This window comes from Allobosea sp. CRIB-10, assembly GCF_900112185.1.
Taxonomy (GTDB): Bacteria; Pseudomonadota; Alphaproteobacteria; order Rhizobiales; family Beijerinckiaceae; genus Allobosea.
Genome location: NZ_FOKP01000014.1, coordinates 38,889 through 52,378, shown reverse-complemented (window position 1 = coordinate 52,378; position 13,490 = coordinate 38,889). Strand labels below are relative to the sequence as shown.

The window sequence follows — 13,490 nt, the reverse complement described above, 5'->3', positions numbered from 1 at the left end:
CATGGCGATCACCCGCGCCCGCCCGGTCCCGGCCTATACCGGCCAGGCCTACGCCATCACCGACCACACCTTCGACGTCGTCGTCGTCGGCGCCGGCGGCGCCGGGCTTCGCGCCACGGTCGGCTGCTCGCAGGCCGGCCTGCGCACCGCCTGCATCAGCAAGGTGTTCCCGACCCGCTCGCATACTGTCGCGGCCCAGGGCGGCGTCGCCGCCTCGCTCGGCAATATGGGCAAGGACACCTGGCAGTGGCACATGTACGACACCGTCAAGGGGTCGGACTGGCTCGGCGACCAGGACGCGATCGAATACCTCGTGCGCAACGCGCCGGCCGCCGTCTACGAGCTCGAGCACTGGGGCGTCCCCTTCTCGCGCACCGAGGACGGCAAGATCTACCAGCGCCCCTTCGGCGGCATGACCACCGATTTCGGCAATGGCCCGCCGGCCCAGCGCACCTGCGCCGCCGCCGACCGCACCGGCCACGCCATGCTGCACACGCTCTATGGCCAGGCGCTGCGCTACAACACCGAGTTCTTCATCGAGTACTTCGCCATCGACCTGATCATGGACGAGGACGGTCATTGCCGCGGCGTGATCGCGCTCAAGCTCGATGACGGCACGCTGCATCGCTTCCGCTCGCAGCAGACGATCCTGGCGACCGGCGGCTATGGCCGCGCCTATTTCTCGGCGACCTCAGCCCATACCTGCACCGGCGACGGCGGCGGCATGGTGCTGCGCGCCGGCCTGCCGATGCAGGACATGGAGTTCGTGCAGTTCCACCCGACCGGCATCTACGGCTCGGGCTGCCTGATCACCGAGGGCGCCCGAGGCGAAGGCGGCTATCTCACCAATTCCGAGGGCGAGCGCTTCATGGAGCGTTATGCCCCGTCAGCGAAGGACCTCGCTTCGCGCGACGTCGTCTCACGCTCGATGACGATGGAAATCCGGGCCGGCCGCGGCGTCGGCAAGGACAAGGACCACATCTATCTGCATCTCGACCATCTCGACCCGAAGATCCTGCACGAGCGCCTGCCCGGCATTTCGGAGAGCGCCAAGATCTTCGCCGGCGTCGACGTCACCCGCGAGCCGATCCCGGTGATCCCGACGGTGCATTACAACATGGGCGGCATCCCCACGAACTTCCACGGCGAGGTGCTGACCAAGGTCGACGGCGATCCGGACCGGGTCGTGCCGGGCTTGATGGCGATCGGCGAAGCTGCCTGCGTCTCCGTGCACGGCGCCAACCGCCTCGGCTCGAACTCGCTGATCGACCTCGTCGTCTTCGGCCGGGCGGCCGGCCTGCGCTGCGCCGAGACCGTCAAGGCCGGCGAGAAGCAGCCGGAGCTGCCGGCGAACTCGGCCGATCTCTCGCTCACCCGCCTCGACAAGTACCGCCATGCCAAGGGCGGCACGCCGACGGCGGTGCTGCGCGACAAGATGCAGCGGACGATGCAGTCCGATTGCGCGGTCTATCGGACCGGCGAGACGCTCGAGGCCGGCCACAAGGCGATCCACGAGGTCTGGGCCGGCATCACCGATATCGGCACGACGGATCGCTCGCTGATCTGGAATTCCGACCTGATCGAGACGCTCGAGTTCGAGAACCTGATCACCCAGGCGGTGGTCACCATGGACTCGGCGCTGCAGCGTCCGGAAAGCCGCGGCGCCCATGCCCGCGAGGATTATCCGGACCGCGACGACAAGGACTGGATGAAGCACACGCTCGCCTGGATCGATGACGAGAAGCGCACCGTCACGCTCGATGACCGTCCGGTGCACACCTACACGCTCTCGAACGATATCGAATACATCAAGCCGAAGGCGCGGGTGTACTGAGGACGATCTGACCGATGGCCGAATTCAATCTCCCGCAGAACTCCCGCCTTACCGAGGGCAAGGCCTGGCCGAAGCCGGCCGGCGCCAAGAAGGTCACCGAGTTCAAGATCTATCGCTGGAACCCGGACGACACCGCCAATCCGCGCACCGACACCTATTATGTCGACCGCGAGGATTGCGGGCCGATGGTGCTCGACGCCCTGATCTGGATCAAGAACAAGGTCGACCCGACGCTAACCTTCCGGCGTTCCTGCCGCGAGGGCATCTGCGGTTCCTGCGCCATGAACATGGACGGCAAGAACGGCCTCGCCTGCACCACCGGCATCGACGAGTGCGGCGGCAAGGGCAAGGTCGCGATCTACCCGCTGCCGCACATGCCGGTGGTCAAGGACCTCGTTCCCGACCTGACCCGCTTCTACGCCCAGCACGCCTCGATCGAGCCTTGGCTCAAGACGACGACGCCGGCGCCCGAAAAGGAGTGGAAGCAGGCCAAGGACGACCGCGAGAAGCTCGACGGTCTCTATGAGTGCATCCTGTGCGCCTGCTGCTCGACCTCGTGCCCGAGCTATTGGTGGAACGGCGATCGCTATCTCGGTCCTGCCGCGCTGCTGCAGGCCTATCGCTGGCTGATCGACAGCCGCGACGAGGCCACCGGCGAGCGCCTCGACGATCTCGAGGACCCGTTCCGGCTCTATCGCTGCCATACCATCATGAACTGCGCCAATGCCTGCCCGAAGGGCCTCAATCCGGCCAAGGCGATCGCGGAAGTGAAGAAGATGATGGTGGCTCGCCAGGTCTGAGGCGGCCGGAATTCTACTGGCGCGGCCGTCTGACGCGACGGCCTGCGCTTCCGGTGCTCACGTACTGATGTACGCTCCGCTCCGGTTCTCGGCCGCCACGCCAGCCGACTCACGCCAGCGAATTCCGCCTCGCCTCAGGCGGAAGTGGATTCTAACGCTTGGCAACTGTCCGTAATTCCGCCGCTGATTTCGCCGGTTTCGGCCCTTAATCGATCACGCCCGCGACAAGACGCCGCGCTCTCCTGCTGACGCTAAGTCACTGCATGAGGGCGAATCATGTCGCAAGAGCACGGGCAACCGACCGAGAGCAGACCTGAACCTCCAATCCTGTCGCTCGGCATTTCGCCGAGACGCTTCGGGCGCAGTCCCGGCCTGAAATTCTTCGTCATCGGCTTCCTGGCGCTGCTGCTGCTGATCCCGCTGATGTTTGTGTCCAGCTTGCGTGGCGAGCGTTCGGCAACCGCCAATCTGGCGGCACGCGAGATCGGCGACGCCTGGGGCCGCGAGCAGATCGTCGGCGGCCCGGCTCTGCTCGTGCCCTATCTGGTGCCGCCCAAGATCGCCAATGCCGCGCCGACGCGTGAGGTCGCGGTCTTCCTGCCTGATGATCTCCAGGCCTCTTCGGAGGCGCAGACCGAAATCCGGCGGCGCTCGATCTTCGACGTGCCGGTCTACCGGAGCAAGGTCGCGCTCAATGCGCGCTTCCTGCCGCCCGATTTCAAGATGATCACTTCGGAGACGGTGCAGCCACTCTGGAACGAGGCGGTGCTCGCCGTCGGTGTCGCCGATGTCCGTGGCCTGAAGAACCGCGCCATGGCGCAAATCCGCGACGGCGCCGCGATCGAGTTCGAGCCGACGCTGGGCGCCGGCATCCGCGACGGCAACGGCATCCATGCCGCCTTGCGCGGTATCGACCTGACCAGGCCGCTCGCGGTCGAGGTCGGGCTCGACCTCAACGGCTCGCGCAGCCTCTCGATCGTGCCGCTGGCCAAGGACAGCGCGCTCCGGATGAGCTCGAACTGGCAGCATCCGAGTTTTTCGGGCGCGCATCTGCCGGATGACCGGGTGGTCGACGCCAACGGCTTCTCGGCCTCCTGGCGGGTCTCGCATCTGGCGCGCAACCTGCCGCTCGCCTTCACCCACGACAAGCGTGCCGACGTGACCTTCCTCGCCGGCGCCGTCGGCGCCCGCTTCTACCAGCCGGTCGATCTCTACCAGCTCGTCGAACGCGGCATCAAATACGGCATCCTCTTCGTCGGTGCGGTCTTCCTCGCGGTGTTCGGGCTGGAACTGGTGGCGCGCGACAATCTCCATGCCGTCCAGTACACGCTCGTCGGCTTCGCGCTGGTGCTGTTTTATGTGCTGCTGCTGTCGCTGGCCGAGCATCTCGGCTTCCTGACCGCCTATCTCGTCGCAGCGGCGGCGACCACCGCGCTGATCGCGCTCTATATCGGCCTCGTCCTGCGCAGCTTTGCGCGCGGCGCGGTCCTGGGGCTGATCCTCGCGACCGGCTATGGGCTGGTCTACGCGCTCTTGAAATCCGAGGATTTCGCCCTGCTGGCAGGTGCGATCGGCGCCTTCATCGCGCTGACGGCGCTGATGCTTGGTACCGCCAGGGTCAACTGGTCCGGCCTCGGTGACAATGTGGCCAAGCCTGTCACCAACGAGCCGGCGCGGCCGGGCGCGCCAGCGTGAGGTTCAGGAGAGATAGCGGCCCGGCGCGAAAGGCGCCGGGTCGGCCGGAGCCGCTTCGCCGCAGACCAGTGCGGCGAGCATCTCCCCCGTCACGGGCCCGGTCGAGAAGCCGATATGCTGGTTGCCGAAGGCGAGCCAGAGGCCGGGATTGCGCGGCGCCTCGCCGATCATCGGCAAGGAGTCCGGCAGGGTCGGGCGCGAGCCGCGCCAGGTGGTATCTTCAGCTGGCTCGGTGAGCGGAAAGGCCTCGCGGGCTCGCGGTAGCACCTGCTCGATCTGGGCGTGGTCGTCGGGCGCATCGCGATGGGCGAGTTCGACGCCGCTGGTCAGGCGCAAGCCGAGCTCCATCGGCGCCAGCATATAGGACGCCTCGACATCGTAGATCGGGCGGTTGAGGAAGCGCCCCTGCGCCGGCTTGTAGTGGCGGTGATAGCCGCGCTCGACATTGAGCGGCACTTTGAGGCCGAGCGGCCGCAGCAGATCGGCGCTCCAGGGGCCCAGCGCGACGACCGCGAGATCGGCGTCGTACTGCGCACCTTTTGTGGTGACGCGCCAGCCTTCGCCCTGCTTCGACAGGCCGGTAACCTCGTCGCGCAGGACCGTGCCGCCGCGGGCGGCGAACAGCGCGGCATAGGCCTCGACCACCGCGCCCGGCCAGTCGACCGAGGCGCTCTCCTTGTGGTGCAGCGCCGCCGAGAAGATCGGGTTCAGGCTCGGCTCCAGCGCCGACAGCGCCTGGCGGTCGAGCGCCTCGACCCGGACGCCGTGGTCTTCGAGGAAGGTTCGGCGTGCTTCGGCGGCTGCCCGGCCGGCCTCACTGCGCCAGAGCTCGAGGAAGCCGGTGTCGCGCAGGCGCCAGGCGATGCCGGCCTCGGTCATCAGCCGCTTGTGCAGCGGCAGGGAAGGCGCGATCAGGCTTTCCAGCGCCGCGACGCGTGGCGCCAGCTTCTCCGGCCTGGCCTCGTTGAGAAAGCCGAGGAGCCAGCCGGGGTTGGCCAGGAGATGGCCGAGCCGATAGCGCACCGCCGCATGCCGGTTGCTCAGATATTTCGGCAGGTTCTTCCACAGGCCGGGATTGTTCAGCGGCATGATCGAGGAGCGGCTGATTACGCCGGCATTGCCGTAGGAGGTCTCGCGGCCGGGCTCGCGCCGGTCGATCAGCGTGACCTTGAGGCCGCGCTTCTGCAAAGCGAGCGCGCAGGAGACGCCGACCATGCCGGCGCCGAGAACGATGACGGTGCGAGTCACGCGATGGAATCCTGCTTGGCCGGCTCTTTCAGCCAATGGTCGAGGAAGCCGTCGAGCCAGGCGCGCACGGGCGGATCGTACTGATACCAGCCTTCGAGATGCTGGTGACGCAATTGCGCGCCCGGCATCAGCGTGCGCTCATGGGCGCGCACAGACCAGCGGCACATCATCGCCAGCGTCACTTCGGGGTGGAATTGCAGGCCATAGGCCTTGCTGCCGGTGCGGATTGCCTGGACGGGGAAGTCGCCGCCGGTTGCCAGGCATTCGGCTCCCGTCGGGCAGTCGAAGCCCTCGCGATGCCATTGATAGACCGTGTCCGGCCAGATGCAGCCGGTCGCGGTGGCGTCGGCATGGCCGGCTTCCGTCAGGCTGAGCGGGTAGTAGCCGATCTCGGCCCGGCCTTCGGCATGAGTGTAGACGCTCGCGCCGAGATGGCGGGCGAGCATCTGTGCGCCGAGGCAAAGGCCAAGGAAGGGCGCGTCCTCCTTGAGGCAGACGCCGATCCAGTCGGTCTCGGCCTTGACGAAATCGTCGGGGTCGTTGGCGCTCATCGGCCCGCCGAAGATCACCGCGCCGGCATGGTCCCGCATGGTCTGCGGCAGCGGATCGCCGAAACGGGGCTTACGAATATCGAGAGCGTGGCCGCGCTCGGCGATCAGGCGGCCGACGCGGCCGGGCGTCGAATGCTCCTGATGCAGCACGATCAGCACGGGCTTGCGGGGAGGCAAGCTGTCCAAGCGGGTGCGGAGCCGGCGGCGGGCCGTGAAGCGATAGGACAGATCGTTCATCGCGGCGTTCGATTGCGCTCCCGAGACCGGTTTCTCCCGCCGGACGATACCTAAAATGCGGTTTGGCAGCAGTTGCGGCAAGCAAATTATGCGCCACGCCCCGGCATGGCCGAGGCCAGCCCTGTGCATGCTCCGTGCAATCTTCCGTGAATACTCATCTGGCAATGCAACCCTCAGTGATCGCGCCGATTGACTTTCGAGGCAGGCTCAGGCATGAGAATGAACGTTCATTCTCATCAATCCAAAGAAGCATGTCCCAGGTCGTCACCTCCTTCTCGGCCGAGCGCGGCCTTTCGGAACGGCACATCCACATCCTCGATGCGGCCGAGCGTGTCTTCGCGCGCGCCGGCTTCCATGCCGCGACGATGAACGACATCGCCGCGGAAGCCGGAATGAGCCCGGGCAATCTCTACCGCTACTTCTCGTCGAAGGACGCGATCATCGGCGGCATCAGCGAGCGCGATCGAACCGAGGTTTCAGCCGATTTCGCCCAGCTCGATCCGGGCAAAGGGGGGCTGCTCGACCAGCTCGAGGAACTCGGTCGCCAGCATATGGTGCGCAAGCCGCGCGAGAAGGCGATCATCGCCCTGCAGATCTGGGCCGAGGCCTCGCGTACGCCCGAGATGGCGCAGATCTGCGCCGGTTTCGATGAGACGGTCGAGCATGGGCTCGGCGCGGCTGTCGCGGCGGCTGTGGCAAGTGGCGAGCTGCCGAGCAATCTCGATCAAGCGCGTTTTCTGATGGCCCTGTTCATGATGGCGGACGGCTTCTTCTGCCGGCGCGCCGTCGATCCGAATTTCGACGCCGCCGTCGGCGCCGAAGCCCTGTTCGCCGCAATGCGGGGACTGGCGCAGACCATGCTGCTGCCGCCCGCTGGCGAGCCAACCTCCTAGAGACGAAGCCCGACCATGCCCGTATCGTCCAAGACCCTGATCCTGCTGCCGCTCGTCGCGCTCATCTGCGCGCCCGCGCTGGCGTTCGCCCAGGCTCCGGCCTCCGCCGCTACCACCCAGCAGCCCTCCACGGGGCCGGCCATCACGGTCACGAACGCGAAGCGCGACGAGATCGTGCAGAGCGTCGTCGTCTCCGGCTCGATGGTCGCGCGCGACGAGGTGCTGGTGACGCCCGAGGTCGACGGCTTCGTCATCACCGAGCTGCTCGCCGAAGAGGGCGACCGCGTCGCCGCCGGCCAGGTGCTGGCCAAGCTGTCGCGCACCACGCTCGAAGTGCAGCGGGCCCAGAACGAGGCGCAGACCGCCAAGGCGCAGGCCGCGATTGACCAGGCCAAGGCGCAGATCGTCGAGGCCGAAGCCAATCTCGTCCAGGCCAACAACGCTTTCGACCGCACCAAGGCGCTGCGCGACAGCGGCAATGCCAGCCTGGAGACCTTCGACCAGCGCGCCGCCGTGGCTCGCGGCAGCCAGGCGCGGTTGAATTCGGCCAAGCAGGCGCTGGCGATGGCCGAGGCCGATCTCGCGCTGTCGCAGGCGCAGGGTCGCGACATCGAGGTCAGGCTGGCGCGCACCGAGATCAAGGCGCCGAAGGCGGGCATCGTCAGCCGACGCAACGCCAGGCTCGGCGCCATGGCGACGCTTGGCGCGGCCGAGCCTCTGTTCAAGATCATCGCCGACGGCGCGATCGAGCTCGAAGCCGATGTCGCCGAGGTCGAACTGCCCCATCTCAAGCTCGGGCAGGCGGTCGCGGTCACACCGGCTGGCTCCGACAAGCCGCTCGCCGGCCAGATCCGGCTGATCTCGCCCGAGGTCGACCGGGCCTCGCGGCTCGGCAAGCTGCGCATCGCGCTGACCGGCAATCCGCCGGTCGCCGTCGGCTCCTTCGCCCGCGGCGTGATCGAGACCGGCCGCAAGACCAGCATCGTGCTGCCGCTGTCGGCGATCACCTATGCGCGCGGCGGCGCCATGGTCCAGTCGGTCAAGGACGGCAAGGTGGCGACCAAGAGGGTGACGCTCGGCCTGATCGGCGGCGGGCGCGCAGAGATCGTCTCCGGTCTCGCCGAGGGCGAGAGCGTGGTCGCACGCGCCGGCACCTTCGTGCGCGACGGCGACATGATCACGCCGATCGCGACGAACTGACGGGAGCCCTGCGTGAGCGTCAATTTCTCCGCCTGGTCGATCCGGAAACCGGTTCCGTCGATCCTTCTCTTCGTCGTGCTCTGCGTGCTCGGGCTGCTTTCGTTCTCGAAGCTGCCGGTGACGCGCTTCCCGAATATCGACGTGCCCTTCGTCTCGGTGACGGTGACCCAGTCGGGCGCCGCCCCGGCCGAGCTCGAGAGCCAGGTTTCCAAGCGCGTCGAGGACGCGGTCGCCAACATCACCGGCGTCAAGCATGTGATGTCGACGCTGACCGACGGCTCCTCGGTGACGCTGGTCGAGTTCAGGCTCGAAACCAACACCGACCGGGCCGTCAACGACGTCAAGGACGCGATCGCCAAGATCAGGGCCGAGTTGCCCCGCACCATCGACGAGCCGGTGATCCAGCGCATCGACGTCGAGGGCCAGTCGATCCTGACCTATGGCGCTTCCTCGCCCGGCCTGACGCTGGAGCAGCTCTCCTGGCATGTCGACGACGTCGTCGCGCGCGAATTGCAGGGGCTGAAGGGCGTCGGCCGGGTCGAGCGCTATGGCGGCGTCGACCGCGAGATCCGAATCTCGCTCGATCCCGACCGTTTGCTGGCGCTCGGCACCACCGCCGGCGAGGTCAACAGGCAGATCCGCGCCACCAATGTCGACCTCGCCGGTGGGCGCGGCGAGGTCGGCGGCCAGGAGCAGGCGATCCGCACGCTCGCCAGCGCCAAGACCGTCGCCGAACTCGCCGACAGCAAGATCCAGCTCACCGGCGGGCGCGAGGTCCGCCTGAAGGAGCTCGGCCGCGTCGAGGACTCCAATTCCGAGCCCCGCGCCTTCGGCCGGCTCAACAAGCAGCCGGTCGTCTCCTTCGCCGTATTCCGCTCCAAGGGCTCGAGCGAGCTCTCGGTCAAGGACGTGGTCGCGGCCAAGATCGACGACCTCAACAAGCGCTATCCGACGATCAAGCTCGCGCCGATCGACGATGCCGTCGCCTACACCCACGGCAACTACAAGGCGGCGATGGAGACGCTGCTGGAGGGCGCGGCGCTGGCCGTGCTCGTGGTCTTCGTCTTCCTGCGCAATTGGCGGGCGACGCTGATCACCGCAATCGCATTGCCGCTCTCGGCCATCCCGACATTCTGGGCGATGGAGATCCTCGGCTTCTCGCTGAACCTGGTCAGCCTGCTCGGCATCACCCTGGTGACCGGCATCCTGGTCGACGACGCCATCGTCGAGATCGAGAACATCGTCCGGCACATGAGGATGGGCAAGTCGCCTTATCGCGCCGCGATGGAGGCGGCCGACGAGATCGGTCTCGCGGTCATCGCGATCACGCTGACCATCGTCGCGATCTTCGCGCCTGTGTCCTTCATGGGCGGCATCGCCGGCCAGTATTTCCGCCAGTTCGGCCTCACCGTCGCGATCGCGGTGCTGTTCTCGCTGCTCGTCGCACGCCTGATCACGCCGATGATGGCAGCCTATCTGTTCAGGCCGGTGAAGCATCACGACGCCAAGGACGGGTTCGTGATGCGCGGCTATTCCTGGCTGCTGGAGGCTTCGCTGAAGCGGCGGCGCATCCCGGTGCTGCCGCGCTTCGACGGCTCGCGCACTTGGCGCAAGCTGCCGTTCAACACGGCCTATCTCACGCTGATCGCCGGCTTCGGCTTCCTGTTCGTCTCGATCCAGGCGACGGCGCTGCTGCCGACCGGCTTCTTCCCGGAGGAGGACACCGCCCGCATCGTCGCATCGGTCGAATTGCCGCCCGGCGCGACCCTGGAGGACACCACCGTCGCCACCGACAAGATCGTCGACAAGCTGCGCGAGATCCCGCAGGTGACGAACGTCTTCGTGCTCGGCGGGGCATCGCCGACCGGCCAGCGCGAGGTCCGCCGCGCCGCGGTCTTCATCCTGCTCACGCCGAAGGCCGAGCGCGACGTCCCGCAGAAGGAGCTCAAGGTCACCATCGCCGAGAAGCTGGCGTCTGTGCCCGACGTCCGCGCCTGGTACGTCAACGAGCGCGGCGAGCGCGAGATGGCGTTCTCGATCCTGTCCAAGGATGGCGACGCGCTCGACGAGACGGTGGCGAAGATCGAGGCGCGCATGCGCCAGGTCGATGGCTACTTGAACGTCGCGACCGCCGGCTCGCTGAGCCGGCCGGAGATGCGCGTCACGCCGAAGCTGGAGCAGGCCGCCAATCTCGGCGTCACGCCCGAAGCGATCTCGGAGGCGCTCCGCGTCGCCACCATCGGCGACATCGGCCCCAACCTCGCCAAGTTCAACGCCGGCGACCGGCTGGTGCCGATCCGCGTCCAGCTCGACGAGCAGGCCCGCACCGACATCCGCAACATCGCGGCGCTGCGCGTCATCAGCGCGTCCGGCGTCTCGGTCCCGCTCACCGCCGTGGCCGAGATCGGCTTCGGCGAGGGGCCGTCCTCGATCGACCGCTATGACCGCGTTCGCCGCGCCGCCATCGGCGCCGACCTGAAGCGCGGCTTCGAGCTCGGCACGGCACAGGAGAAGTTCCAGGAGATCGTCAAGGAGGTCGGCCTGCCCGAAGGCGTGCGCATCGCCGCCACCGGCGACGCCGAGATCCAGGGCGAGGTGGTCGAGGGCTTCATCACCGCGATGACCACCGGCCTGATGCTGGTGCTCGCCGTGCTGATCCTGCTGTTCGGCTCGGTCTTCCAGCCGATCACCATCCTGCTCTCGCTACCGCTCTCCTTCGGCGGCGTGGTGATCGCGCTGCTCGCCACCCACAACCCGGTCTCGATGCCGGTCTATATCGGCCTGCTGATGCTGATGGGCATCGTCACCAAGAACGCGATCATGCTGGTCGACTTCGCGGTCGAGGAGGTGGCGCGCGGCAAGGATCGGCTGACGGCGTTGCTGGAGGCCGGACACAAGCGGGCGCGGCCGATCGTGATGACCACTATCGCCATGGCGGCGGGCATGCTCCCTTCCGCCTATGGCGTCGGCGACGGCGGCGAGTTCCGCGCGCCGATGGCAATCGCGGTGATCGGCGGCCTGATCGTCTCGACCGTGCTCAGCCTCGTCTTCGTGCCGTCCTTCTATGTGGTGATGGACGATCTCGGCCGCCTGACCGGCTGGGTCTTCGGCCGCTTCCTCGGCAAAGCCGAGGACGAGAGCCAGTGGGAGGCGATCCGCGAGGAGGAGACGCCGGGCGAAGCCAGCGCCAAGGCGATGGCGGGCAAGCTGCCGCCGCCGATATTGGCGGCCGAGTAGCTGGATCACGGGCGTCCACTGGCAGAGGCCGATCGAGTGGGCCTCGGCGGCCTATGACGAGCTACCTATTTTGCACGGCTGCGTCCTGCGAGCCGCCGTGTCCTACAGTTCCGTCATGGACGATCAGAGCACTGCGGGGGTGTCGCGGAGCCAGCGTCAGGATGGCGGTGGCGCGGTGTGCTTGCCGGCGCGGCAGGCGCCTTACAACAGTGCCGCCCTCGTCATTCTGGCGGCGAGCCTGCCTATCCTGGTCTCGGGTGGAATCTTCTTCGTCGATGGGCCGAACCATCTTTTCCGCGTTGCCCTCTGGGAGGCGATGTGGGCGGGAGATGTGGGAGATCAGTTCTTCCATGTCGGCGAGGATCTCTATCCGAATCTCGCCATCGATGTGGTCGCGGGCACGCTGAGCAAGGTCGTTCCGCCTGCGGTGGCGCTGACCTTGTTCATCTGCCTGGGCGTCGGTCTCTATATCTTCACGGCCATCTGGTGGCGCCAGCAGCGGGGGCAGCGGACGGACCTGCCCCTGCTTCTCATCATCCTGCTCGCCGCCTATTCCGAGCCGCTCTACTGGGGGCTGTTCAACTACATTCTCGGGCTCGGGATCATGTTCGTCGCGCTTCACCGCGCGATCGAGCAGCACGAGACCCATTCGGACAGCTTCGTGATCAGCCAGGCCCTGATCGTGAGCGTGATGTGTCTGACCAGCATCTTTCCGGTGATGCTCTATGTGTGCTTCTGCCTCGGCATGGTCCTGGTCGCCGCCTATGACGACTGGCGTGAGCGGCGCTTTGCCGACAGCGCGGCCCTGATCAGATCGCATTGGCTCTCGGCCGTCATGCTGGCTGTGCTCGTCATGATCATGGAACCGGGTCAGACGGGAAAGACGGAGTGGCATCTGGCCACCAAGGTCACCGGGGTCTTCACCGTCGGAAAGACGACGAACCTGTCGCTCGAATATCTGCTCTCCTTCCTGATTCTCGGGGCGATCGCGTGGCTCGCCTGGCGACGGGGCATGGTCGTCAGCCGCTACGAGCTGGCCGGGCTGCTCGCATGCTGCCTGCTGTTCATCGTCATGCCGAAATATTTGATGGGCGTGGGCGCGGCCGATCGTCGTCTGGTCCCCGCTATCGTCACGATCGCGGCTGTGTTCGTGCGTGGGCCCTCGCTGGACCCGGTCAGGTCGGAGAGGGCGGCAATCGCGCTTCTCGCAGGCATCGTGGCGGTGAAGCTCGGGCTTCTGCTCTATCTCTGGGCGCCGCTCAGGGAACTCGATGCCGCCTATGCGCAGATTACGAAGGCAATGCCGGCCAATGCGATCGTGCTCTTCGTGCCGCCGGTCGAGGAGACGCGACCTGATGCGATCGAGCGCGCGCGGCGTTTCGCCAGACTGGTTTCAAGCCTCCAGCCGGTCCCGGCCTCAGAGGCACATGTCTTCGTCCAGCATCCTCATCTTCTGCTCAGGCATCTGGCGGGGCGAAACGTGCTGCCGACGCAGGTCTTCTCGAACTTCTGGGTCAAGAGGATACCCGAGTTCCAGGACCTTCCCGACCCTGCCACATCCCAGACATTGGCCGATGTCGCGGCGGCGCTGGCATGGCTCCCGCCCGATATCGTCAGCCATGTGATCTCCCACATCGACCTCGACGATGCGCTCGCGCCCGACATTTCGCTGCGGAAGATCGCCGAGGTCGGCACCGTCAGGCTCTACTCGGCGGCCCGAGCGGGGCCTGGTCTCCTGCAGTGGCCCGACGGATAGAGGCTCTCTCCGACGCCACGGATCGCGCAATCCAACCGC

At 67.0% G+C, this 13,490-nt stretch carries 9 protein-coding genes; 7 read left to right on the top strand and 2 right to left on the bottom strand.

Translation table 11 applies throughout. From position 1 onward, the window contains the following. Position 1: 1 nt before the first annotated feature. The 3 genes from sdhA (at position 2) to creD (ending at position 4,329) form a co-directional block, all read left to right on the top strand. Positions 2–1,834, top strand: coding sequence for a succinate dehydrogenase flavoprotein subunit (sdhA, locus tag BMZ69_RS17740; RefSeq protein ID WP_092158969.1), 1,833 nt, complete (start codon positions 2–4; stop codon positions 1,832–1,834). Positions 1,835–1,848: 14 nt separating this feature from the next. Beyond that, positions 1,849–2,634 (top strand): succinate dehydrogenase iron-sulfur subunit, encoded by a 786-nt coding sequence (locus tag BMZ69_RS17735; protein ID WP_092158967.1) that lies wholly within the window; start codon positions 1,849–1,851, stop codon positions 2,632–2,634. Positions 2,635–2,910: 276 nt separating this feature from the next. Beyond that, positions 2,911–4,329, top strand: coding sequence for a cell envelope integrity protein CreD (gene creD / locus BMZ69_RS17730; protein ID WP_092158965.1), 1,419 nt, complete (start codon positions 2,911–2,913; stop codon positions 4,327–4,329). A gap of 3 nt (positions 4,330–4,332) precedes the next feature. Here creD and BMZ69_RS17725 read toward each other — a convergent pair whose 3' ends face one another. Beyond that, positions 4,333–5,577, bottom strand: coding sequence for an NAD(P)/FAD-dependent oxidoreductase (locus BMZ69_RS17725; RefSeq protein ID WP_092158963.1), 1,245 nt, complete (start codon positions 5,575–5,577; stop codon positions 4,333–4,335). After that, positions 5,574–6,365, bottom strand: a complete 792-nt coding sequence (locus tag BMZ69_RS17720; RefSeq protein ID WP_092158961.1) for a glutamine amidotransferase — start codon at positions 6,363–6,365, stop codon at positions 5,574–5,576. The genes BMZ69_RS17725 and BMZ69_RS17720 overlap by 4 nt, the downstream gene beginning before the upstream one ends. A gap of 251 nt (positions 6,366–6,616) precedes the next feature. Here BMZ69_RS17720 and BMZ69_RS17715 point away from each other — a divergent pair, with 251 nt between their 5' ends. From BMZ69_RS17715 to BMZ69_RS17700, 4 genes are all read left to right on the top strand, one after another. Continuing rightward, positions 6,617–7,258 carry a TetR/AcrR family transcriptional regulator gene (locus tag BMZ69_RS17715; RefSeq protein WP_175506854.1) on the top strand — a complete coding sequence of 214 codons (642 nt, stop codon included), beginning with the start codon at positions 6,617–6,619 and terminating at the stop codon, positions 7,256–7,258. Between the two features lie 15 nt (positions 7,259–7,273). Continuing rightward, on the top strand, positions 7,274–8,458 hold the full coding sequence (locus BMZ69_RS17710; RefSeq protein ID WP_092158956.1) for an efflux RND transporter periplasmic adaptor subunit: 1,185 nt from the start codon (positions 7,274–7,276) through the stop codon (positions 8,456–8,458). Between the two features lie 12 nt (positions 8,459–8,470). Then, a complete protein-coding gene (locus BMZ69_RS17705; RefSeq protein WP_092158954.1) occupies positions 8,471–11,695 on the top strand; it encodes an efflux RND transporter permease subunit in 3,225 nt (1,074 codons plus the stop codon). Positions 11,696–11,792: 97 nt separating this feature from the next. Next, positions 11,793–13,451 carry a hypothetical protein gene (locus tag BMZ69_RS17700; protein ID WP_139219085.1) on the top strand — a complete coding sequence of 553 codons (1,659 nt, stop codon included), beginning with the start codon at positions 11,793–11,795 and terminating at the stop codon, positions 13,449–13,451. Positions 13,452–13,490: the final 39 nt, after the last annotated feature.

Bases quoted from the DNA above. Each gene is read 5' to 3' on its own strand.
- sdhA (WP_092158969.1), top strand. From the start codon at position 2: ATGGCGATCACCCGCGCCCGCCCGGTCCCGGCCTATACCGGCCAGGCC.
- BMZ69_RS17735 (WP_092158967.1), top strand. From the start codon at position 1,849: ATGGCCGAATTCAATCTCCCGCAGAACTCCCGCCTTACCGAGGGCAAG.
- creD (WP_092158965.1), top strand. From the start codon at position 2,911: ATGTCGCAAGAGCACGGGCAACCGACCGAGAGCAGACCTGAACCTCCA.
- BMZ69_RS17720 (WP_092158961.1), bottom strand. From the start codon at position 6,365: ATGAACGATCTGTCCTATCGCTTCACGGCCCGCCGCCGGCTCCGCACC.
- BMZ69_RS17715 (WP_175506854.1), top strand. From the start codon at position 6,617: ATGTCCCAGGTCGTCACCTCCTTCTCGGCCGAGCGCGGCCTTTCGGAA.
- BMZ69_RS17710 (WP_092158956.1), top strand. From the start codon at position 7,274: ATGCCCGTATCGTCCAAGACCCTGATCCTGCTGCCGCTCGTCGCGCTC.